Origin of the sequence: Pseudomonas sp. DNDY-54, assembly GCF_019880365.1 — a bacterium.
Lineage (GTDB): Bacteria > Pseudomonadota > Gammaproteobacteria > Pseudomonadales > Pseudomonadaceae > Stutzerimonas > Stutzerimonas stutzeri_P.
The window spans coordinates 1,008,206-1,028,021 of the sequence record NZ_CP082271.1; the positions used below are offsets into that span (position 1 = coordinate 1,008,206).

22 protein-coding genes are annotated in these 19,816 nt (G+C 59.6%); 7 read left to right on the forward strand and 15 right to left on the reverse strand.

What is annotated here, in order from left to right; genetic code table 11:
• Positions 1–11: 11 nt before the first annotated feature.
• The 3 genes from K4O48_RS04770 to K4O48_RS04780 all read right to left on the reverse strand — a co-directional run bounded on the left by K4O48_RS04770 (position 12) and on the right by K4O48_RS04780 (position 4,433).
• A complete protein-coding gene (locus tag K4O48_RS04770) occupies positions 12–920 on the reverse strand; it encodes an acyltransferase (protein WP_222910929.1) in 909 nt (302 codons plus the stop codon).
• A gap of 127 nt (positions 921–1,047) precedes the next feature.
• Positions 1,048–3,144 carry a phosphate acetyltransferase gene (gene pta / locus K4O48_RS04775; RefSeq protein WP_222910930.1) on the reverse strand — a complete coding sequence of 699 codons (2,097 nt, stop codon included), beginning with the start codon at positions 3,142–3,144 and terminating at the stop codon, positions 1,048–1,050.
• A gap of 101 nt (positions 3,145–3,245) precedes the next feature.
• Positions 3,246–4,433, reverse strand: coding sequence for an acetate kinase (locus K4O48_RS04780; RefSeq protein ID WP_222910931.1), 1,188 nt, complete (start codon positions 4,431–4,433; stop codon positions 3,246–3,248).
• Positions 4,434–4,671: 238 nt separating this feature from the next.
• Here K4O48_RS04780 and K4O48_RS04785 point away from each other — a divergent pair, with 238 nt between their 5' ends.
• From K4O48_RS04785 to K4O48_RS04800, 4 genes are all read left to right on the forward strand, one after another.
• Positions 4,672–5,157 (forward strand): peptidylprolyl isomerase, encoded by a 486-nt coding sequence (locus tag K4O48_RS04785; RefSeq protein ID WP_222910932.1) that lies wholly within the window; start codon positions 4,672–4,674, stop codon positions 5,155–5,157.
• Positions 5,158–5,260: 103 nt separating this feature from the next.
• The gene (locus K4O48_RS04790; protein WP_222911994.1) at positions 5,261–5,743 is read left to right on the forward strand and encodes a glutathione peroxidase; all 483 of its coding nucleotides are present in this window, start codon (positions 5,261–5,263) and stop codon (positions 5,741–5,743) included.
• Between the two features lie 130 nt (positions 5,744–5,873).
• Complete coding sequence (locus tag K4O48_RS04795; RefSeq protein WP_222910933.1) at positions 5,874–6,470, forward strand: TetR/AcrR family transcriptional regulator; 597 nt, start codon at positions 5,874–5,876, stop codon at positions 6,468–6,470.
• Positions 6,471–6,533: 63 nt separating this feature from the next.
• Positions 6,534–7,643, forward strand: a complete 1,110-nt coding sequence (locus tag K4O48_RS04800; RefSeq protein ID WP_222910934.1) for an NADH:flavin oxidoreductase — start codon at positions 6,534–6,536, stop codon at positions 7,641–7,643.
• 112 nt (positions 7,644–7,755) lie between these two features.
• Here K4O48_RS04800 and cysZ read toward each other — a convergent pair whose 3' ends face one another.
• From cysZ to K4O48_RS04830, 6 genes are all read right to left on the reverse strand, one after another.
• On the reverse strand, positions 7,756–8,514 hold the full coding sequence (gene cysZ, locus K4O48_RS04805) for a sulfate transporter CysZ (protein WP_222910935.1): 759 nt from the start codon (positions 8,512–8,514) through the stop codon (positions 7,756–7,758).
• Between the two features lie 211 nt (positions 8,515–8,725).
• On the reverse strand, positions 8,726–9,085 hold the full coding sequence (locus K4O48_RS04810) for a HopJ type III effector protein (protein WP_222910936.1): 360 nt from the start codon (positions 9,083–9,085) through the stop codon (positions 8,726–8,728).
• Positions 9,082–9,375 (reverse strand): DUF1244 domain-containing protein, encoded by a 294-nt coding sequence (locus K4O48_RS04815; RefSeq protein WP_222910937.1) that lies wholly within the window; start codon positions 9,373–9,375, stop codon positions 9,082–9,084. The genes K4O48_RS04810 and K4O48_RS04815 overlap by 4 nt, the downstream gene beginning before the upstream one ends.
• Positions 9,376–9,896: 521 nt before the next feature.
• Positions 9,897–10,271, reverse strand: coding sequence for a dihydroneopterin triphosphate 2'-epimerase (folX, locus tag K4O48_RS04820; protein ID WP_222910938.1), 375 nt, complete (start codon positions 10,269–10,271; stop codon positions 9,897–9,899).
• Between the two features lie 16 nt (positions 10,272–10,287).
• Positions 10,288–10,998, reverse strand: a complete 711-nt coding sequence (folM, locus tag K4O48_RS04825) for a dihydromonapterin reductase (RefSeq protein ID WP_222910939.1) — start codon at positions 10,996–10,998, stop codon at positions 10,288–10,290.
• A gap of 153 nt (positions 10,999–11,151) precedes the next feature.
• A complete protein-coding gene (locus K4O48_RS04830) occupies positions 11,152–11,799 on the reverse strand; it encodes a PilZ domain-containing protein (protein WP_222910940.1) in 648 nt (215 codons plus the stop codon).
• 235 nt (positions 11,800–12,034) lie between these two features.
• Between K4O48_RS04830 and K4O48_RS04835 the strand changes: the two genes are divergently transcribed.
• Positions 12,035–12,487 (forward strand): flavodoxin, encoded by a 453-nt coding sequence (locus tag K4O48_RS04835; RefSeq protein ID WP_222910941.1) that lies wholly within the window; start codon positions 12,035–12,037, stop codon positions 12,485–12,487.
• Between the two features lie 20 nt (positions 12,488–12,507).
• Here K4O48_RS04835 and K4O48_RS04840 read toward each other — a convergent pair whose 3' ends face one another.
• Positions 12,508–13,107, reverse strand: coding sequence for an ACP phosphodiesterase (locus tag K4O48_RS04840; protein ID WP_222910942.1), 600 nt, complete (start codon positions 13,105–13,107; stop codon positions 12,508–12,510).
• A 163-nt stretch (positions 13,108–13,270) separates the two neighbouring features.
• Here K4O48_RS04840 and K4O48_RS04845 point away from each other — a divergent pair, with 163 nt between their 5' ends.
• Positions 13,271–13,468 (forward strand): hypothetical protein, encoded by a 198-nt coding sequence (locus tag K4O48_RS04845; RefSeq protein WP_222910943.1) that lies wholly within the window; start codon positions 13,271–13,273, stop codon positions 13,466–13,468.
• Between the two features lie 189 nt (positions 13,469–13,657).
• Positions 13,658–14,776, forward strand: a complete 1,119-nt coding sequence (locus K4O48_RS04850) for a metallophosphoesterase (protein ID WP_222910944.1) — start codon at positions 13,658–13,660, stop codon at positions 14,774–14,776.
• Between the two features lie 9 nt (positions 14,777–14,785).
• On the opposite strand, the gene K4O48_RS04855 is transcribed toward K4O48_RS04850, so the two are convergent.
• The 5 genes from K4O48_RS04855 to K4O48_RS04875 all read right to left on the reverse strand — a co-directional run bounded on the left by K4O48_RS04855 (position 14,786) and on the right by K4O48_RS04875 (position 19,770).
• The gene (locus tag K4O48_RS04855; RefSeq protein WP_222910945.1) at positions 14,786–15,484 is read right to left on the reverse strand and encodes a DNA-3-methyladenine glycosylase; all 699 of its coding nucleotides are present in this window, start codon (positions 15,482–15,484) and stop codon (positions 14,786–14,788) included.
• 749 nt (positions 15,485–16,233) lie between these two features.
• Positions 16,234–17,334 carry a redox-regulated ATPase YchF gene (gene ychF, locus K4O48_RS04860; RefSeq protein WP_222910946.1) on the reverse strand — a complete coding sequence of 367 codons (1,101 nt, stop codon included), beginning with the start codon at positions 17,332–17,334 and terminating at the stop codon, positions 16,234–16,236.
• A 134-nt stretch (positions 17,335–17,468) separates the two neighbouring features.
• On the reverse strand, positions 17,469–18,053 hold the full coding sequence (gene pth, locus K4O48_RS04865; RefSeq protein ID WP_222910947.1) for an aminoacyl-tRNA hydrolase: 585 nt from the start codon (positions 18,051–18,053) through the stop codon (positions 17,469–17,471).
• A gap of 34 nt (positions 18,054–18,087) precedes the next feature.
• A complete protein-coding gene (locus tag K4O48_RS04870) occupies positions 18,088–18,705 on the reverse strand; it encodes a 50S ribosomal protein L25/general stress protein Ctc (protein ID WP_222910948.1) in 618 nt (205 codons plus the stop codon).
• A 123-nt stretch (positions 18,706–18,828) separates the two neighbouring features.
• Complete coding sequence (locus tag K4O48_RS04875; RefSeq protein ID WP_222910949.1) at positions 18,829–19,770, reverse strand: ribose-phosphate pyrophosphokinase; 942 nt, start codon at positions 19,768–19,770, stop codon at positions 18,829–18,831.
• Positions 19,771–19,816 lie beyond the last annotated feature (46 nt).

Below are 19,816 nucleotides of genomic sequence, written 5' to 3' on the forward strand. Positions count from 1 at the left end.
CACGCAATGCGCTAGCGACGCGGCGGATATTCGCGGTGCAGCACTTCCAGTTCCGCGTCCTTGTCGCTCCAGAGCTCATTGATCCATTCCTGGAAGCTCAGTCGATAGCGCTCGTCCTGGTCGTAGCTGCGATGTAGAAACTCGGCGGGGATGGGCTGTGAGTCGATGCGCATCATCACCCGGGTGATGCGCCCGCTGAGAAGATCCCAAAAACTGGGATTCCCGTCCGGGTAGTGAATGGTGACGTTGATCAATGAGGTCAGCTGCTCGCCCATTGCATCGATCACGAAGGCGACGCCACCGGCTCTCGGTTTGAGCAGGTATCGGTAAGGCGATGCCTGTTGAGTGTGTTTGTCCGACGTAAAACGCGTGCCTTCGAGAAAATTGAATACCGAGACGGGGTTGGTCCGGTAGCGCTCGCACGCCTTGCGGGTAGTGGCCAGATCCTGGCCGCGCTTTTCTGGATACTTGGTCAGGTACTCCTTGCTGAAGCGCTTCATGAAGGGAAACTCCAACGCCCACCAGCACAAGCCAATGACTGGCACCCAGATGAGCTCCTGCTTGAGAAAAAACTTCAGGATCGGCATACGTCGGTTCAGTTGATACTGGAGCATCAGGATGTCGGCCCAGCTCTGGTGATTGCTGGTGACAAGGTAAGAGTGGTGCATATCCACCTTGTCCAGCCCTTGCACATCCCATTCAGTTCGCCGTACCTGATCCATCCAGAAACTGTTGACCGCCATCCAGGACTCAGCGATCCAGTGCATTCCGAAACGCAATGCGCGCTGAACTCGCGGGATCGGCAGCGCCAGCTTGAGCAGCGAAAGGGTGAAAAGCGGCCAGCACCAGAACAGCGTGTTCAGTGCCAGAGTCAGGCCGGCCAGGACGCCCCGAAGGGGGGCGGGAAGGACGCTTAGCATCGATCGGCTCGTATATCCGTCAATAAAGGCGGCAAGCGTACCGATTGCGCGCGGAACTGCAAGGCAAAATAACGTTGCTCGACGTATCGAAAAAATGCCCGACCCTTGCGGTCGGGCGTGTTGCTAATCAGGCCTTCTGGTTATCCGCCTGCAACGCCGTCAACGCGATGGTGAAGACGATGTCATCTACCAGCGCACCGCGGGAGAGGTCGTTGACCGGCTTGCGCAGGCCTTGGAGCATCGGGCCGACGCTGATCACGTTGGCGCTACGCTGCACGGCTTTGTACGTCGTATTGCCGGTGTTCAGATCCGGGAAGATGAAGACGGTAGCTTGACCGGCAACCAGGCTGTTCGGCGCCTTCTGCTTGCCAACGCTGGCGACCGAGGCGGCGTCGTACTGAAGCGGACCGTCGATTGGCAGGTTGGGCGCCCGCTCCTGAGCGATGCGTGTGGCTTCGGCGACCTTCTCTACCTCCGCGCCGCTGCCGGAGCTTCCTGTGGAATAACTGATCATCGCGACGCGTGGATTGACACCCAATGCGACGGCCGATTCAGCGCTCTGCAGCGCGATCTCGGCCAGTTCGGAAGCGCTCGGGTTCGGGTTCACCGCGCAGTCGCCGTAGACCAGCACTTGGTCTGGTAGCAACATGAAGAACACCGACGAAACCAGGCTGTAGCCCGGCGCAGTCTTGATCAGCTGCAGGGCCGGCCGAATGGTATTTGCCGTGGTGTGAACGGCGCCAGAAACCAGGCCATCTACTTCATCCAAGGCGAGCATCATGGTCCCGAGTACCACGGTGTCCTTGAGCTGCTCGCGCGCATCGTCAGGCGTCAGCCCTTTAGCTTTGCGCATCTCGCACATTGGTTCGACGTACTGATTGATGATCAGCTCTGGATCGAGAATCTCCAGGCTGGCTGGCAGCTGAATGCCCTGTTCACGAGCGATCGTCTGCACCTCCTCCGGCTTGGCCAGCAACACGCAACGTGCTATTCCGCGGGCTTGGCAGATAGCCGCAGCCCGAATCGTGCGTGGCTCGTTGCCCTCAGGCAGGACGATACGTTTGTCGGCTTGCTGGGCGCGCTTGACCAATTGATATCGGAAAGCGGGGGGCGACAGGCGCAGCTCGCTGCGCGGGACGCTCAGGCGCGTGTGCAGCAGCTCGGGTTGCAGATGCTGGGCGATGTAATCGGTGACCTTGCTGGCGCGCTCGATGTCGTCGGCCGCGGTTTCCTTGTTCAGGGCGAACAGGTTGGTGGCGGTGTCATAGGACCCGGTCTGCACCGTCATCACCGGCAGACCACCGTCGAGGGCCGCCTTGCACAGTTCAAGGATGCGGGGGTCCGGCGCGAAATCGCTGCAGAGCAGCAGCCCAGCGAGTTCGACGCCGTTTAGCGAGGCCAGGCTGGCGGCCAGAATAATGTCGTCGCGGTCGCCCGGTGTAACGACCAACACGCCTGGCTGGAGCAGCTGTACGGTGTTGGGAACCGCTCGGGCGCATAAAACGATCTTGTTCACACGGCGACGTTCGGCCTCGCCAGCGTGGAGGACTTTCGCGTCCAGCAACTGAGCGATGTCACGGGTGCGCAGTGCGTTCAGTTCGTCGGAATAGGGGATGGCCCCGAGTAATTGAAAATCCGCGGTGCCCAGTAGCGGTAGCTGCTCCTTGAGGCGCTCGATGAACGCCGGTACGCCGTCGTCGCTTTTGACTTTGTTTAGAATCAGCCCAAGTACTTTCGGATCCTTGGCGCCACCGAACAGTTGGGCCTGGATCTCCACGCGCTCGGCGAAACGCTTGAGCGTATCGGTGCCCTGCGCTGCGATCAGAATAACTTCGGCATCCAGGCTTTTGGCCAGGTGCGTATTGATCCGGGAGGTGTGGTTGAACTCACGTGTCGGCACCATGCCTTCGACGATCACCACATCCTTGCCGGCGGCAACCTCTTGATAACGACTCACCACGTCCTCAAGCAGCAGATCGAGTTCGCCATCGGCCAGCTGACGCTCCACCTGTTCCAGCGGCAGCGGTTCGGGGGATTCGATATTCAGTGTCTTCTCGACCAGCACGCAGGAGCGCTCAAGACCTTGGTCGAGTGGGAAGGGTTGGGCGATGGGCTTGAAGAAGCCAACCTTCAGACCGGCATCTTCAAGCGCGCGAATCAGGCCAAGGCTGATCGAGTTTAGGCCGCCTCCAAAACCGCTTGGGGCGAGGAAAAGTGTATGCATGATGATCTCCTATCGAGCGAAGGACGATGGCGATGTCGAGACGACAATCCGACGCCTAAGCAGTCGCCGGATTGTGCAATTCGATCCGTGTCGGCGCGTTGTCAGGCGTCAAGCAGCGCCAGGGTGTCCAGCGCGATCTGACGCTCTTCGTTGGTAGGCACGACCAGCACGCGCGGGCTACCCGCTGCCTGGATTTCGCCGCCGACACCTCGGGTGCAGCGGGCATTGGCCTCTTCGTCGAGCTTGAAGTTGAACAGTTTGAGATGCTCAAGTGTACGGCTGCGCACGGCGACCGAGTTCTCGCCGATACCGCCGGTGAAGATCAGACCATCGAGTTTCGGCAGAGCACACGCCATGCTCGCCAGCGATTTTGCCAGGCGGTAGCAGAACACATCGAAAGCGAGTACGGCGCCTGGATGGCCAGCCACGCGTGCTTCGTAGAGGGTGCGCATGTCATTGGAAAGACCCGACAAACCCTTCAGGCCGCTGTCGTGATTGAGCACCCGATCGATCTGCTCGAGGCTCCAGCCCAGCGTGCGGTTCAGATAGCTGTGCAGGTTCGGATCGACATCGCCGCTGCGGGTGCCCATCACCAGACCTTCCAGTGGTGTCAGGCCCATGCTGGTGTCGCGGCTTTCACCGTTGACGATGGCACAGGTCGAGCACCCGTTACCGAGGTGCGCGGTCAGCCAGCAGCTGTCATCCACTGCAAGCCCGGTCATTTCAGCGGCACGTTTGCTCACATAGTTGTGGCTGGTGCCATGGAAACCGTAGCGGCGAACGCTGTGCTCCTTGTAGAGAAACTCCGGCACGGCGTAGCGGAACGCATGCTCGGGCATGGTCTGGTGAAACGCCGTGTCGAATACGCTCACCTGGGGCAAGCCGGGAAATAACGCGATGGCAGCATTGATGCCGACGAGGTTGGCCGGATTGTGCAGCGGTGCCAACTGGGCACTGTCGCGAATCGCTTTAAGTACGCTTTCGTCAATCAGGCTTGAGCCCGTGAAATGCTCACCGCCATGTACGACTCGATGACCAATGCCGTCGAGCTTGCCGCCTGCGGCGTCCTGAGCAAGCGGGAGCAGCCGCTCCAGCGCGGCAAGATGGTCGGCACCGGGAATGTCCAGGCTCTGCTTGGCGTCTCCCAACTGCCAGTGAAGGACGGCTTCAGGGCTGCCGAGGCGTTCGGCCAGGCCTTGTAGAGGGAAGTCCGCTTGCGCTTCGTTGACCAGGGCGAACTTGATCGACGAGCTGCCGCAGTTGATCACCAGGATATTTCGAGCCGACATCAGTGCTCCTCGGTATGCATAGTAATTATTGAAGTACATCAATTAGCTTTAGCCGTGGATTCTGGCATAGGCAATGATCAACCGATGTTCTCCAAAGGTTGTATGCAACCCGATCTGCGGCGGCGGCCACGTCAGTACGTCAAGCCTTGGCGGGTCCCGTTTATCCGGGCTCGGTTCGCAATCGGCGTGGCTCACGGTTAAACTTTGGCATCACATTCCCCAGCAAAGGTTTTGCCTCATGCAGATTGCCGCGAACAAGGCTGTGTCAATCGACTACACACTCACCAACGATGCCGGTGAAGTGATCGACAGCTCGGCCGGCGGCGCGCCGCTGGTCTACCTACACGGTGCAGGTAACATTATCTCCGGTCTGGAGAAAGCGCTCGAAGGCAAGCAGGGCGGTGACGAAGTGAAAGTAGCCATCGAACCACAAGATGCCTACGGCGAATACAGCCCTGAGCTGGTCGCAACACTGAATCGCGCAATGTTCGAAGGCGTCGACGAGCTGGAAGTTGGCATGCAGTTCCATGCCTCGGGTCCAGACGGCGGCATGCAGATCGTCACGATCCGCGATGTCGAAGGCGATGATGTGATTGTTGACGGCAACCATCCGCTGGCCGGTCAGCGCCTGAACTTCGACGTCAAGATTGTCGATGTGCGTGATGCCAGCGAAGAGGAAGTCGCCCATGGTCATGTCCATGGCGAAGGTGGCCACCACCACTGATCTCGCGGCAACGCGGATGGCGGCAAGGCTCGGTCGGAACGGCCGGGTGATGGAAGCGCTTCGGTACCGCCGGAGCGCTTTTTTACCTTCTGGAGAAGAGAGAATGAGCGCGTTCCACGAGTTGGTTCTACCCGGCCTCGCTGGCAAGGAGCTATCCCTTGCTCTGCTGAAAAACCAGCTCACATTGGTGGTCAATGTGGCGTCTGAATGCGGGCTGACCCCCCAGTATGCGGGACTGCAGGCGTTGCACCAGCGCTATCAGGACCGTGGTTTTGGCGTGCTTGGTATCCCCTGCAACCAGTTCGCAGCCCAGGAGCCTGGCAGCGATGCGGAAATACTGCAGTTTTGCAGCGAAAACTACGGCATTACATTCCCGCTAAGCAGCAAACTCGAGGTCAACGGCCCACAGCGCCACCCTTTGTACCGTTTGCTGGCGGGCGAAGGGGCGGACTTCCCCGGAGATATCAGCTGGAATTTTGAGAAGTTCTTGGTCGGCAAAGATGGCCGTGTACTGGCGCGTTTTTCGCCTCGTACCGCTCCTGATGACCCTGCCCTTATTCAAGCGATCGAAAGCGCACTCGCCTGACGCCATCGACCCGGTGCAACAATATTGAATGCTGCATCGGCTCGCCGACTTGTCACGCGCGTGATGCCAGCGCAATAAGCGCCATGGATGATGCTGTTCTCGGCGAGACGACCGGTCATATGCTCGGTGCATGAACAATCGAGCTCGAATCGACAAGCATGAACTGATTTTGACCAAGGGCGCGCAAGTGATGACCCGCCGTGGCTATCACGGTACCGGCGTGCTGGAAATCGTCCAGGCCGCCGGAATCCCCAAGGGATCCTTTTATCACTACTTCGCCAGCAAGGAAGATTTCGCGCTGCAGGCACTGGACCACCTGTATACGCCCAGGCTTGAGCGCTATCAGGCTGCCCTCTCCGTCGCTGGACTGACCCCCCGGGAGCGGATCCTTTGCTACTACGCAGAACTAGTCGCTCATTTCGCTCGTCAGGAATGCCCCGAATATCACTGCTTTATCGGCAGCCTGAGCTTTGAGATGGCGGAGCTGTCGCAGCCGATAGGGCGTCAGGTCGAAATCATCCTGCAGCGTTCGGTAGAGACGTTGGCCGCATGCCTAGAGCAGGCACAGCTGATCAACGAGATCGATTCGGAAACCGATTGCCAAGCGCTCGCCGAATTCATCGGCAACGCCTGGGAAGGTGCCCTGCTGCGCATGAAGGTCGGCCGGAGCGTTGGCCCGCTGAAAGTTTTTTTGACCCAATTGGAGCGATTGTTGGCGCTTCGCTAGTTGTTTTTACCGAACGCCGAGACGACCGGCCGCTTCGAATTCTGATCAAACAAGGAGAACACAATGAATGCAGCGGTAAATGCCCTCTTCGAACCTTTCCAGCTTGGCAATCTACAGCTGCCGACGCGTGTGGTCATGGCACCAATGACGCGCTCCTTCTCGCCGAATGGCGTACCGACCGCTGACGTTGTCGAGTATTACCGCCGGCGCGCTGCCTCGGGCGTTGGGCTGATCATCACCGAAGGCACTACGGTGGGTCACAAGGCTGCCAATGGCTATCCGCATGTGCCGCGCTTTTACGGCGAGGACGCGCTGGCTGGCTGGAAAACGGTGGTTGAAGCCGTACATGCGGCGGGTGGCAAGATCGTTCCGCAGCTGTGGCATGTCGGTAACGTGCGTCGCAAGGGCACCGAACCAGAGCCAGAGGTGCCAGCTTATGGACCGATGGAAAAGCTCAAGGACGGTGAGGTTGTCGTGCATGGCATGACCAAACAGGACATTCAAGATGTAATCGCCGCGTTCGCTCAGGCGGCGGTCGATGCCAAGGCGATTGGCATGGATGGCGTCGAAATCCATGGTGCCCATGGCTACCTGGTCGATCAGTTCTTCTGGGAAGGTAGCAATCAGCGAACCGACGAATACGGCGGGAGCCTGGCTAACCGCTCGCGTTTCGCGATTGAGCTGGTGGAAGCGGTACGTGCCGCCGTTGGCGCGGATTTCCCCATCATCTTGCGCTTCTCACAATGGAAGCAGCAGGACTACACCGCACGCCTGGTCACTACTCCTGAAGCGCTGGGTGAGTTTCTCGAGCCGCTGTCGGCGGCGGGCGTGGATATCTTCCATTGCTCGACTCGGCGTTTCTGGGAGCCGGAATTCGACGGTTCGGACCTCAATCTTGCTGGCTGGACACGTCAGCTGACAGGCAAGCCTACCATCACCGTCGGCAGCGTCGGCCTGGATGGCGAGTTCCTGCAGTTCATGGTCAAGACCGATAAAGTGGCCCAGCCGGCCAATATCGAAGGCCTTCTCGAGCGGCTCAATAAGCAGGAGTTCGATCTGGTTGCGGTGGGGCGCGCCCTGATCTGCGATCCCGATTGGGCTTTGAAAGTACGCGATGGGCGTATGCAGGACATTCTGCCGTTCAGCCGCGAGGCGCTGAAAACGCTGGCCTGACGCGCATGTGGTGGCTCGGGCGGCGCTGTCTGCCGCTCGAGTCCCGATTCAGAGTCGGGTCGGCGCTTGAAGTATTGGCGCGTTCGAATCGAGGTCGCCGGCAGTCGCGAACTCAATCTCCGCTGACATGGACGGGATGTTTCTTGCCGCCTTCGCGCACCCAGAACAACGTCGCGCCAGCTACAGCCGCCGGCATGATCAGCAGGTTCAGCACCGGTACGAGTAGTCCGGCATAGGTCACCGCACCAAAACTCAAGCTCTTCCAGCGCCGCTGGCGCAGCCAGACCATCATCTCAGCCCAACTCATCTTGTTGTTGTCGGCGGGATAGTCGATGTATTGCACCGCCATCATCCAGACCCCGAACAGCAACCACAATGGGGCGGCGACGAGGTTGACCACCGGTATGAACGACAGAATCAGCAACGCCAGCGCACGCGGGGCGAAATAGGCGAGTTTACGAGCCTCGCGGGCCAGGGTGCGCGGCAGCATGGCCAGCAATTCCGCCCAGCTGAACGGCGGCGAACTGTCTTCACCTCGCGCGACCGTTTCCACCTTCTCGGCCAAAAAACCATTGAACGGAGCGGCGATAATATTGGCGAGCATGGTGAAGGTGAAGAACACCATTAACACCACCAGAATCACGAATAGCGGCCAGAGGATGTATTCCAGAAACATCAGCCACTCGGGCAGGCTCGGCATGAAGGCATCGACCCAGCCACCGAATTGATGCAGGGCGAGATAAATGAGCCCGCCAAACAACAGCAGATTGACGGTCAGCGGCAGGATGACGAACAGCCGTAGCCCTGGGCTCAAGATCAGCGCCAGACCTTCACGCAGGTATTGTGGGCCGGTAAGCGCGGCGATTGGCATGGGGTGCTACTCCGGATGGACCGCACCGGACCTTACCGATTTTGTTGGAGAGAGGATAGCCTGGGCGGCTCGATAGCCTCGGCCTATGCCATCGATGGAGATTGAATAATGGTTGGCGTTGCGCATGGGCGTCAGAATTGGCCCTGAAAACGCCTCTTTGGTTTCAGGGCCGTCCGCTCAAGCCTTCCCCAAGTGTCTGGCCGGCCCTTTTTTAGTTTCCGTCGAAATTGACCGGCTTGCGCCGCAACGGCTGCTGATCAAAGCGCACACCCGGTAGCCCCGTTTCCATCAGCGCACGGATATTGCGATGATCGGTTCCGCTGGGGTTTTCAAGGACCGATTGATAGTGCTCCCCAAACGCCAGCAACGCTTCTTCGGTGGTGAATCCTTCAAGCACCGCCAAGCCGAGCGTCTTGCAGGCGCCTTCGTTCTCTCCGGCGGCATTTTCTACGTCGCCATTGAAAAAACGGCTCGGCTGATAGTCGTAGGCGTTGCTGATGAAGGCCAGCGTCTCGCTGAACGGGTGGTTCCGGTTGCGCAGGCTGGCACGAAAGTCCCGAAGATCGCTCATGGCTTCTGGCCTTTGTCAAAAGCGGCCTGCTGCTCTGGTGTCGCTTCCTTTTGGTAACGCTTTTTCCATTCGGCGTACGGCATGCCGTAGACCTCCTCGCGCGCCTCGTCGATGCTGACGTCGATATCGAGGTCATCGGCTGCGGCCTTGTACCACTTCGACAGGCAGTTCCGGCAGAAGCCCGCTAGGTTCATCAAGTCGATATTCTGAGCGTCCGGGCGGCTGCGCAGGTGTTGGACCAGTCGCCGAAAAGCAGCGGCTTCGAGTTCGGTGCGTTCTTGATCGTTCATTTTATGGGTCTCGGTATTGCAGACGTGGCGGGATCATAACCTTGACGGATGCCCTGGGCCAGACACCGGTAGGGAACTTTAGCAGAGGGTGCGTCTTGGCTCTCAGGGACTGCCGGCCGGCGATCCAGCCGATGAAGGTACGGGTGTGTTTGAAAACCGACAGTGGGTCATTGTGGGAAGGTTACCTGCCGGCGATGGGGCCGAAGCCTGATGAGCCGGCGCAGCGCAGCCATGAGAGGGGTGCATTACAACACCGGCCCGCTGGAGGCCGTGATCGATTTGACGCTGTACTTCGCCGATCGTGACCCGGTTGCCCGTACGACATTGGGATGCTCGCTCGGAGAATGCATCCCACGCGTTTCGATGACTGGCATGCGCCTGCAGCCGTGCCGCTTGAGCCTGATTAGGCGAGCGTGTTCTTTTCCACTGTTCCGGTTGTTATTCGCCACACCCGGATAGACGCTCTCAGCGCCGATCAGCGCTAATGATCGTCATGGCTACAGCAGCGACTGACGCAGCGGTCAGTCGCGATGAGAGGCCAGCGTAATGGATACCGATTCAGCGAAGCGCAAGGCGTGGGGTTTATCCACTTCGACTTCAGCGTAACGGACCTGCGGGTGGGCCATGATGAGGTCGAGGATCTCTTGGGTGAGCCGTTCGAGCAGTGCAAAGCGGTTGTCTTCGACGTGCCGAATGATCGCCTTGGTAATCGTGCGGTAGTTCAGCGCGTGCTCGATGACGTTGTCACGCACCGCGTCGGCTGCTGGATAGAGCATCGTCAGGTTAATCAGTACGTCCTGCTTGTTCAGGATTTCCTCTTCCTTGATGCCGATGAACGTGCGTAGTTGCAGGTCTTTGACGCGGATGCGCGCCATCGCGGGTTCCAGTCGGGGCATGGTGTTCCTTCGCGTATCAGATCAAGTGGCGGCCACCATTGATGGCCAGTGTGGTGCCGGTGACATAAGGATTATCGAGCAGGTAGCGCACGCCCTGGTAAATTACCTCGGCGCCGGGTTCGATTCCCAATGCTGATTTTGCCAGCGCCTTACGTCGATACTCAGCGTCATCGCTTTCGTTGAACTGTATCAGCGCTGGCGCGATGCCGTTGACCTTGATAGTTGGCGCCAGGCTGGCTGCAAACGAAAGGGTGAGATTGTCCAGCCCAGCTTTGCTGGCGGCATAGGCGATGCGCTTCTTGCTGCCGACACGGGTGACATCATCGCTGACGTGGATGATGTCCGCTGGCCCACCGTGTCGCAGCAGTTCAGCGCAGTGCAGGTTGATCAGATAGGGCGCGCGCATGTGCACTTCGAACATCCGTTGGAATACCTCGGCTTCCGTGCCCGGTTTCTCTAGCTGCCAGTCCGATGCGTTGTGGATGATTGCACGCAACGCCTGGGTCTGTTGCTTCAAGGCCGCGATGAAGGCTTGAATGCTAGCTGCGTCGGAAAAATCTGCATGCAGGGTAACGGCGCCGCGTTCGCGCAAGCGATCGAGACTGGCTCGCTGTGTCCGGTACGTGATGATTACCGGTTGCCCCTCATCAAGCAGGCGCTCCGCGCAGTGCAATCCGATGCGCTGGGTGGCGCCAGTAATCAAAATCGGGGGTGTTGGTTGCGTCATGGTCGTTACGGGATCGATTAACAGAGGTGCGATGGCCTCGGATGTGGATGAAGCGGTCGCGTCACGCAGGGGTTGCCAGCTTACACCACGGCGTCCGACCGCTGCAGTGACGCTGACTCCAGGCGAGCCGCTGGAGCGGGTTGGAAGGCGCTGCTAGCGATGGTCTGGTTCTGGCGCGAGCATTTCGTCAGGGAGTTCTGGCTGAAGCTCTGGATGCAGCCGTTGATGCTGCTCATACAGGTAGGAGCGGATGCGCTCGGCATCCCTGTCTTGTGGGTATTCGACTTCGTAAGCGGTCATTCCGCCGTCCGCGTCGCGGATCCGGTGCGCGTCGATTTCGAGCGACTCCTCACCCGGCAATGCCAAGCGTAGATGAAGGTGCTTGGGCGCCTTCCGCTTTTGCCCGGTGTCCACCAGCAAGCCGTTAGGTGAAAGCTCATGGACGCTTAGCGCGGTCTCGTTGCCATCGTTCGAGAGTAGCGGCAGCGGTTTGTCCAGGTGCAGACGCCAAGCACGCAGTACGGGCCCGCGTTCGTAAATCGTTGGCGGCGCAAGTTGCAACTGGATCGTATGGAACTCGTCCTGATTTAGCTGCAGCGGAAACGACATGCAATAGTCTTCAAGTTCAGCTTCGAGCGTCAGGTTGGCCTTCGCGGCAAGCTGCAAAAGAAGGCCGTTGGCCCTCTCGCCGCCATCGACGCGAAAGCCGGTCCGCGTTTCACCTGGCTCGGCTTTGGAGCTGTTGACGAGCTCGTTGATATAAGCCAGCTCGGCGCTGGTAAGAACGGTCTTGTCCGGCATCCCGATTTCCCTCTCAAGAGCAGAAGGCCTGCCCGTGCCTATGTCGCTCCGGTGCACTTATTCTGGAGCTGTGCTGGCGGATCCACTGCCAGGTCGGCTTGCGACAATGCTTGCGCCGGTTAATTCCCTTCGCGGCAAAAGCGTGCACCGTTAGTGTCAGTGTACAGCTGCCTGGGCGGGCGACATGTGCTAGATCCGGCATAATGCTCAGCTTCAATTCGCAACGGAGCCCATCATGAAAGTTGCCATCCTCTCCGGTACGGTCTACGGCACCGCCGAAGACGTTGCCCGCCATGCCGCCAACCTGCTAAAAGCCGCGGGTTTTGAACCCTGGCACGACCCACGGGCGCAGCTCGATCAAATCCTTGCATTCGAGCCGGACGCGCTACTGATCGTGACGGCCACGACCGGGATGGGTGAGCTACCGGACAACTTCGTTCCGCTGTATTCGGCGATTCGCGATAAATTTCCCGCCTGGCAGGGGTTGCCTGGCGGCGTCATTGCATTGGGCGACGCGAGCTATGGCGATACCTTCTGCGGGGCAGGTGAGCTCGTTCGAGAGATGTTCGCCGAATTAGGTGTTCGCGAGGTACAAGACATGCTGCGGCTCGACGCCAGCGAAACGGTTACGCCGGAAACGGATGCGGAGCCCTGGCTAGAAGGGTTCGTTGCGGCGCTACGCGGCTGAACAGGACGTCGGTGGTCCCGTCACGCAAGCGAATCGGCAATCGTGGTGTCGATGTTTTGCCGGGCAAAAATCTGAAGCTGCGGATAAAACGCTTGGAAATCCTGCTGGAGCGGCACGTAAAGGCGTTCCAATTCGGCAGCCCCTCCGATGAGGCCTTCCGGACGTGACAGCCGTCGACTCATGCCCGTTACCACGCGCTCCATCACGGCGAACTCCTGATAGCTGCCTAGCCAATCCTGGACGGCCATGTGTGGCGCGATCAACGCCAATTCGCCGGGTAGCGCGGGCTCCTCGCGTAGCACACGATAGACGCGTGCCGTGAAATCACTGAGGGGTTCGTCAGCATAGTCGGTCCAGCTTGCGGCCAGGCAATGGTCAAAAAACAGGTCGACCAGAATCCCCGCATAGCGCCGCCGCTCGCTGGGAAACCGCTGCTTCGCTTGCAGCACCAGCGGGTGGCTGTCGGTAAAGGCGTCGATCTGCCTGTGCAGGCGTATGCCTGCTTCGATGTCAGCGGGCCAACGGCCTTGCAGTGGGCCTTTGACGAAATCCCCGTAAAGGCTGCCAAGCAGCGCGCCGGGTTGTGAGCCGCCGAGGTGGAGGTGTGCGAGGTAGTTCATGAGAAGAGTCTAGCAGCGCTTTCTTACGCTCGGCTTGCATCAGACCCTTTCATTCCGTCCTCGAATACGTGAGTGACTGCCGGGTGCAGCAGATTGGACAAGCGTCGAACGATGAGCGTCTGCGCCTGCCTAACGCTGCAGGCACACCTGCGAGGATTCCTTCATGCCCAGCATTGCCCTGCCAAACGAAACAACACCCGTCTACCCCTGGCTGGCGGATGAGTCGCCCTTGAACGATCTCGACGATGCCGAAAGCGACACCGAACTCGACGACGGCGATACGCTTCCAGATGAGGTGCTCGAGCAGCTTGAGAAAGCGCCGCCGCCCCCAGATCCAATGCCTGATCCCGGCGTGATGTAGGCTGCTGTGGCTCGCGGTGCGGGGCGGTCGCCGCGAGCGAGCAATCGAGACGGGGCTTTCACTGGCTCATCCCAACGTGTGCTAACCCGAGCGGCCTGAGACTCGCGTGCAGCGTTCGGATGCCGGGCCACGGGGTGTTCGCTGTATGCCTATCCCGATTGGCGTTCCTGCTTTTTAGAGATCGTTTGCATGTACCGGCGATTATTAGTTGTTGTCTTGCTGATCGGCCTGCATGCGTTCGTCGGAATTACTCTGATTCCCGACCTGGATGTTGGAGCTGTTGGCAGCGTACTAGCATGGCTTTACCTAGTGTTTTCCGCGGTATTGATGCGCTATGGCGTGCTGTCTCGAGGATCGGGCAGCACGCTGCTGGCGTGGTCTGGGCTGTTGGCGATGGGGATCTTCTCTAGCCTGGCAGTGTTCTCTTTATTGCGAGCCTTCGTGCTGGTGCTGGCATCACTGTCGGGAGCGGCTACTGAAGGCCTTGCACAAAAATCAGCACAGGCCCTCATTGTGGTCGTCGTCGCGCTGACACTGTTCGGCCTATTCAACGCGCGGCGCACCGCTCGGGTGGTGCGGCGGGATATTGCGTTGAGGAATTTGCCACCGGCATTGCAGGGCTTCACCATCGTTCAGCTCAGTGACATTCATGTCGGGCCGACAATCAAGCATGGCTATATCGATGCGATCGTCAGACGGGTCAATGGGCTCTCGCCTGATGTAATCGCGATCACCGGTGATCTGGTGGATGGCAGCGTGGCTGACCTTTCGGACGACATCGCGCCGCTGGCGCAGCTGCGAGCGCGTCATGGCGTGTACGTGGTCACGGGCAACCATGAGTACTACTCGGGCGTGGACAGCTGGATCGCCGAGTTCGAGCGGCTGGGCATGCGCGTGCTGCTCAACCGTCATGTTCAGCTCCAGCATGGCGACGCGCGACTGGTGCTGGCGGGCATCGCTGACTATTCGGCTGAACTGTTCCGGCCCAGTCACAAGAGTGATCCGGTCGCGGCATTTGCCGGTGCGCCCGGAGACGTCCCGCGCATCCTACTGGCGCACCAGCCGCGCTCGGCGAAAGCGGCAACAGAGGCGGGCTGCGATCTGCAATTGTCCGGGCACACGCACGGGGGCCAGTTCTGGCCTTGGATGCACCTCGTGCGCTGGCAGCAGCCTTGGGTAGCCGGTCTTCAGTGGGCTGACGATATGCAGATCTACATCAGTCGCGGCACGGGTTACTGGGGGCCGCCGCTGCGTTTCGGAGCGCCCTCGGAAATTACCCTCATACGTCTGGTGAGCACGGCAACATAGTTGCGCGGGTCAGCTCGCCAGCTGTTGTCGACGTAACAGGACGTAATCTTCACCTTCCACCTGCCCGCGTCGCAGCGGATTCCGCGTGCAATGACCCGCGAACCCTGCGTCTACGAAGCGATAGGGCAGATGCTCATCACGGCCAGTCGGGATACCCAGGCGAGTCGTCTGGACGATATCTGGGCGTGCGCCGATGTCGTCGACCCGTAGCCGCCTGGGGTCCATGCGTTGAGCATTCCATTCGGTGACGGTAAGGCCCAGCGCCTTGCACAGCAGCGTTTGCCCGGAACACAGTCGGGTGAGTGGGCGTGGCCCACCGGCAGCGGCTGGGCTGTTGGTGCGCATGCGCTCTATGGATTCTTCGCAGGACAGCGAATCGACCCAGGGGTAGCCGGCCTTGATACAAACGGCGTTGCCGTCGCCCTGCACGCTGAAATTCAGCGAATCCCCCCCGCGCGAGTAATAGAGATACAGATGGCCTGCCGGCATGAACATTGCCCGTCTCGACGGGCTGAAGCCCAGCGATGAATGACTGGCTTTTTCGTCGACGTAGTACGCCTCGGTTTCGATGATACGAGCCGACAACCAGAGCCCGTCGACGCAGTGCCGAATTACGGTTCCGAGCAAATCCTGAGCGACGATCTGGGCGTCCCGATCGAAAAAGCGTTCGTCGAGGTACTGCTGAGGTGGTTCGGTGAGGCTGTTCATCGGGGCTCCGGCTCAGGCTGGTCTGCCTGTTCCGACCGCGTAAGCGGGGCGAATATTCCCCAATCGGCGAACCGATTTGATGCCAGTCGTCAGACAGAACGCTGGATCAGGTGCTTTAACCGCATTTCATAGCGACGGGTTTGATTTTGGAACTTAAAACCACGCGTGAGCGAGGAGGGTTTCAGGTGCCACCCGCGGGGGGAGCCATCTCAGCGTCTGACCTCACGGGCCGTGGGTGGCATTGGTCAACAGGCTATCGCCACCTTGCTCGTTGAAGCGGCGCGCGGCTGCCCGGGCACATACGCTTAGCGCCTGTGCGTGCTGTGTTGGCAGAGCCGCTCTGCAACGCCCGCACATTGTCGCTGGCGCCGTAGTGAAAAATACCTGCAACGTTGGCCGTGCCGATTTGGCTGACGTGTGCGTAGTTGCCTTCGTTGAATTGCGAGGCCTGGATGATGTTGCTGCCGCCGTCCTGCTCACGATCCAGCGTCTACCTCGCCGACTCCAACCTGAACGGTCGCGATGTTGTCGTCGTTCCCGGCTGTCGCCACTTTGAACGCGTTGCCGACCCCAGACTGCGAGAGGCTGGCGGTATTACGATCTCGGACTTACGCCTGCAGTCGATAGCTCGGAGCTGCCCGAGATGCGTGCGGGTAGTTCCTAAAGCGAAAGGCCGCGCTAATGCGCGGCCAGCAAGTGTTTCGTTAGGTGATGAAGTTTTACGAAACGGGCTGAAGGTGCTGCTCTGGCTAAACGTTGAAGCGAAAGTGCATCACGTCGCCGTCTTTGATGACGTACTCCTTGCCTTCCAGACGCCACTTGCCCGCTTCTTTCGCGCCGGCTTCACCCTTGTATTGGATGAAGTCGTTGTAGGCGACGACTTCGGCGCGGATGAAGCCCTTCTCAAAATCGGTGTGGATAACGCCTGCGCCTTGTGGCGCTGTTGCGCCGACCTCGACGGTCCAGGCGCGCACTTCCTTTACCCCAGCGGTGAAGTAGGTTTGCAGGTTGAGCAGCCCGTAACCGGCACGGATCACGCGATTCAGGCCCGGCTCGTCGAGGCCGAGGGACTCGAGGAACATATCCTTCTCTTCGCCATCGTCGAGCTCGGCGATTTCCGCTTCGATCTTGTTGCATACCGGGACTACGACAGCGCCTTCTTCGGCGGCGATGGCGTTTACAACGTCAAGGTGAGGGTTGTTCTCGAAGCCGTCTTCGGCAACGTTGGCGATGTACATCACCGGCTTGCTGGTCAGCAGGTGAAAGCCCTTGGCCAGCTGGACCTCGTCGTCACCCAGCTTTTTCAGCAGCGTGCGCGCCGGCTTGCCTTCGGAGAAGTGCGGGATGAGTTTTTCCAGCAGCGCTTTCTGCGCCACGGCTTCCTTGTCGCCGCCCTTGGCGTTACGGGTGATGCGCTGCAGCTGCTTCTCACAGCTGTCGAGGTCGGCGAAGATCAGCTCCAGCTCGATAATCTCAATGTCGCGCTTGGGATCGACCGAGTTGGAGACGTGAATGACATTGTCGTCGTCGAAGCAACGCACCACGTGGGCGATGGCATCGGTTTCGCGGATGTTGGCGAGAAACTTGTTACCCAGGCCTTCGCCCTTGGAGGCGCCTTCGACGAGGCCGGCGATGTCGACGAATTCCATGGTGGTTGGCAGGATGCGCTCGGGCTTGACGATGTCAGCCAGCGCCTGCAGACGCGGATCAGGCATCGGCACGATGCCGCTGTTTGGTTCGATGGTGCAGAAGGGGAAGTTTTCCGCAGCGATACCGGATTTGGTCAGCGCGTTGAACAGGGTGGACTTGCCGACGTTGGGCAGGCCGACGATGCCGCAATTGAATCCCATGGTGTCTTGCCTCGGTATTGGCTGGCAGCGCTGCGCTACCGGCTTGGCCAAACTGCGTTAAACGACTTGAGCGTCGGGCCTGGTGCCCAGTCAGTCGTTGCCTTGTCTCGTATGCCGTCGCTGCGTACAGGCACTCAGGCCTTCTGGCTGTGCAATCGTTGCATGGCGCGTGTCCAGTCACCCGCCAGAATCTCGGGCAGCACCTCGAGGGTGAAATCGATACTGGCGTCGAGCTTCTCGCGTTCCGTCTGCGGCGCGCGGCCCAGCACATAGCCGGTCACCAGGCTGCTATGCCCCGGATGGCCGATGCCCAGACGCAGGCGGTAGAAGTTGTTCTGATTGCCGAGCCTGGCGATGATGTCGCGCAGACCGTTATGCCCGCCATGGCCGCCACCCTGCTTGAGCTTGGCGACGCCGGGAGGCATGTCGAGTTCATCATGGGCAACCAGGATGGACTCGGGAGGAATTCGGAAAAATCCGGCCAGTGCCGCCACCGCTTGACCGCTACGGTTCATGAACGTGGTGGGAATCAACAGGCGGACGTCCTCGTCCTGATGGCGAAACTTGCCAACCAGGCCGAAGTACTTACGATCTACGCTGAGATTGACGCCCTTGTGGGCAGCCAAGCGCTCAACGAAAAGGGCCCCTGCGTTATGCCGGGTCTGGTCGTATTCGGGGCCTGGGTTACCCAGGCCGACGATCAGTTTCACGGCAGTCACGACAGAGGCCCTTCCTCAGATGCTTGCGAGCAGATTACTCGGCAGCGTCTTCTTCTTTCGGAGTGTCTTCCTTGCTCACGCGCGGTGCGTGAACGTTGGCAACCGGCAGGTCGCTGCCGTGTGCCAGGGCGACCAGCTCAACGCCTTTCGGCAGCTTGAGGTCGGTCATGTGCAGAACCTGACCGACTTCAACGTTGGCCATATCGACCTCGATGAACTCCGGCAGATCCTGCGGCATGCAGGAGACTTCCACTTCGTTGATGTTGTGCAGGATTTCGCCACCTTGCTGCTTCACGCCAACCGAGGTTTCCTGGTTGAGGAAGTGCAGCGGAACGGTAGCAGTCAGCTTGTGACCTTCGACAACGCGGACGAAGTCAGCATGCAGAACGAAGCCTTTGGCCGGATGACGCTGCAGTGCCTTGATCAGAACGGACTCGTTCTGGCCGTCGACGTTCAGGGTCAGCACGTGGCTGAAAGACGCTTCGGTTTCCAGCAGCTTGGTTACGTCTTTCAGCAGCAGGCTGATGGATTGCGGAGCCTTGTCACCACCGTAGATTACGGCTGGAACGAGGTTGGCGTTACGACGCAGGCGGCGGCTCGCACCTTTCCCCAGGTCGGAACGCACTTGGGCATTCAGGGTGAAGTCAGTCATTGTGTTTCTCCAGGATAACAACGCGCCCGATGCACTCGCGACCAGCGCTATCGGCGGTTGGGCAAAAAACCCCGCACGAGGCGGGGCACATTTTCGTTCTGCGCGACGGGCTAAGTTTCTGGCTTAGCGGAACATCGCACTGATCGATTCAGCATTGCTGATGCGGCGAACCGCTTCAGCCACCATTGGTGCGATGTCCAATTGGCGAATACGGGTACAAGCTTGTGCCGCTGCGGACAGCGGGATGGTATTGGTCACGACCAGTTCGTCGAGGACCGAGCCTTCGATATTCTCGATGGCGCGACCGGACAGAATAGGGTGAGTGCAATACGCGAAGACCCTGGACGCGCCATGATCTTTCAGGGCAGTTGCGGCATGGCACAGGGTGCCGGCGGTATCGACCATGTCATCAACGAGGATGCAGGTACGGCCTTCGATATCACCGATGATGTGCATCACTTCGGACTGATTGGCTTTCGGACGACGCTTGTCGATGATCGCCAGATCCACGCCCAGTGATTTGGCAACGGCGCGAGCGCGCACCACACCACCAATATCGGGGGACACGATCATCAGGTTCTCGAAGCGCTGAGCCTGGATGTCATCGACCAGGACTGGCGAGCCGTAGATGTTATCTACTGGCATGTCGAAGAAACCCTGGATCTGGTCGGCGTGCAGATCAACCGTGAGGACGCGATTGACGCCCACCACATCGAGCATGTCGGCCACTACCTTCGCACTGATCGGCACACGTGCGGAGCGCGGACGGCGATCCTGGCGGGCATAACCAAAGTAGGGGATGACGGCTGTGATGCGGGTGGCGGAGGACCGGCGGAAGGCGTCTGCCATTACCACCAGTTCCATCAGGTTATCATTGGTGGGAGCACAGGTCGGCTGGATCAGGAATACGTCCTTACCACGAACGTTTTCATTGATCTCGACACTGATTTCGCCGTCGGAAAACTTGCCGACGTAGGCATCACCGAGAGGGATATGCAGCTGACGTACAACACGCCGGGCCAGGTCGGGGTTGGCGTTCCCCGTGAAGACCATCATCTTGGACACGCGCAGTACCTGCCTGAGGGTGGATCCGATGAAACAAAAAGCTGTT

Excerpts from the sequence above, each read along its gene's own strand:
- K4O48_RS04770 (WP_222910929.1), bottom strand. The coding sequence starts at position 920 with ATGCTAAGCGTCCTTCCCGCCCCCCTTCGGGGCGTCCTGGCCGGCCTG.
- pta (WP_222910930.1), bottom strand. The coding sequence starts at position 3,144 with ATGCATACACTTTTCCTCGCCCCAAGCGGTTTTGGAGGCGGCCTAAAC.
- K4O48_RS04780 (WP_222910931.1), bottom strand. The coding sequence starts at position 4,433 with ATGTCGGCTCGAAATATCCTGGTGATCAACTGCGGCAGCTCGTCGATC.
- K4O48_RS04785 (WP_222910932.1), top strand. The coding sequence starts at position 4,672 with ATGCAGATTGCCGCGAACAAGGCTGTGTCAATCGACTACACACTCACC.
- K4O48_RS04790 (WP_222911994.1), top strand. The coding sequence starts at position 5,261 with ATGAGCGCGTTCCACGAGTTGGTTCTACCCGGCCTCGCTGGCAAGGAG.
- K4O48_RS04795 (WP_222910933.1), top strand. The coding sequence starts at position 5,874 with ATGAACAATCGAGCTCGAATCGACAAGCATGAACTGATTTTGACCAAG.
- K4O48_RS04800 (WP_222910934.1), top strand. The coding sequence starts at position 6,534 with ATGAATGCAGCGGTAAATGCCCTCTTCGAACCTTTCCAGCTTGGCAAT.
- cysZ (WP_222910935.1), bottom strand. The coding sequence starts at position 8,514 with ATGCCAATCGCCGCGCTTACCGGCCCACAATACCTGCGTGAAGGTCTG.
- K4O48_RS04810 (WP_222910936.1), bottom strand. The coding sequence starts at position 9,085 with ATGAGCGATCTTCGGGACTTTCGTGCCAGCCTGCGCAACCGGAACCAC.
- K4O48_RS04815 (WP_222910937.1), bottom strand. The coding sequence starts at position 9,375 with ATGAACGATCAAGAACGCACCGAACTCGAAGCCGCTGCTTTTCGGCGA.
- folX (WP_222910938.1), bottom strand. The coding sequence starts at position 10,271 with ATGCCCCGACTGGAACCCGCGATGGCGCGCATCCGCGTCAAAGACCTG.
- folM (WP_222910939.1), bottom strand. The coding sequence starts at position 10,998 with ATGACGCAACCAACACCCCCGATTTTGATTACTGGCGCCACCCAGCGC.
- K4O48_RS04830 (WP_222910940.1), bottom strand. The coding sequence starts at position 11,799 with ATGCCGGACAAGACCGTTCTTACCAGCGCCGAGCTGGCTTATATCAAC.
- K4O48_RS04835 (WP_222910941.1), top strand. The coding sequence starts at position 12,035 with ATGAAAGTTGCCATCCTCTCCGGTACGGTCTACGGCACCGCCGAAGAC.
- K4O48_RS04840 (WP_222910942.1), bottom strand. The coding sequence starts at position 13,107 with ATGAACTACCTCGCACACCTCCACCTCGGCGGCTCACAACCCGGCGCG.
- K4O48_RS04845 (WP_222910943.1), top strand. The coding sequence starts at position 13,271 with ATGCCCAGCATTGCCCTGCCAAACGAAACAACACCCGTCTACCCCTGG.
- K4O48_RS04850 (WP_222910944.1), top strand. The coding sequence starts at position 13,658 with ATGTACCGGCGATTATTAGTTGTTGTCTTGCTGATCGGCCTGCATGCG.
- K4O48_RS04855 (WP_222910945.1), bottom strand. The coding sequence starts at position 15,484 with ATGAACAGCCTCACCGAACCACCTCAGCAGTACCTCGACGAACGCTTT.
- ychF (WP_222910946.1), bottom strand. The coding sequence starts at position 17,334 with ATGGGATTCAATTGCGGCATCGTCGGCCTGCCCAACGTCGGCAAGTCC.
- K4O48_RS04870 (WP_222910948.1), bottom strand. The coding sequence starts at position 18,705 with ATGACTGACTTCACCCTGAATGCCCAAGTGCGTTCCGACCTGGGGAAA.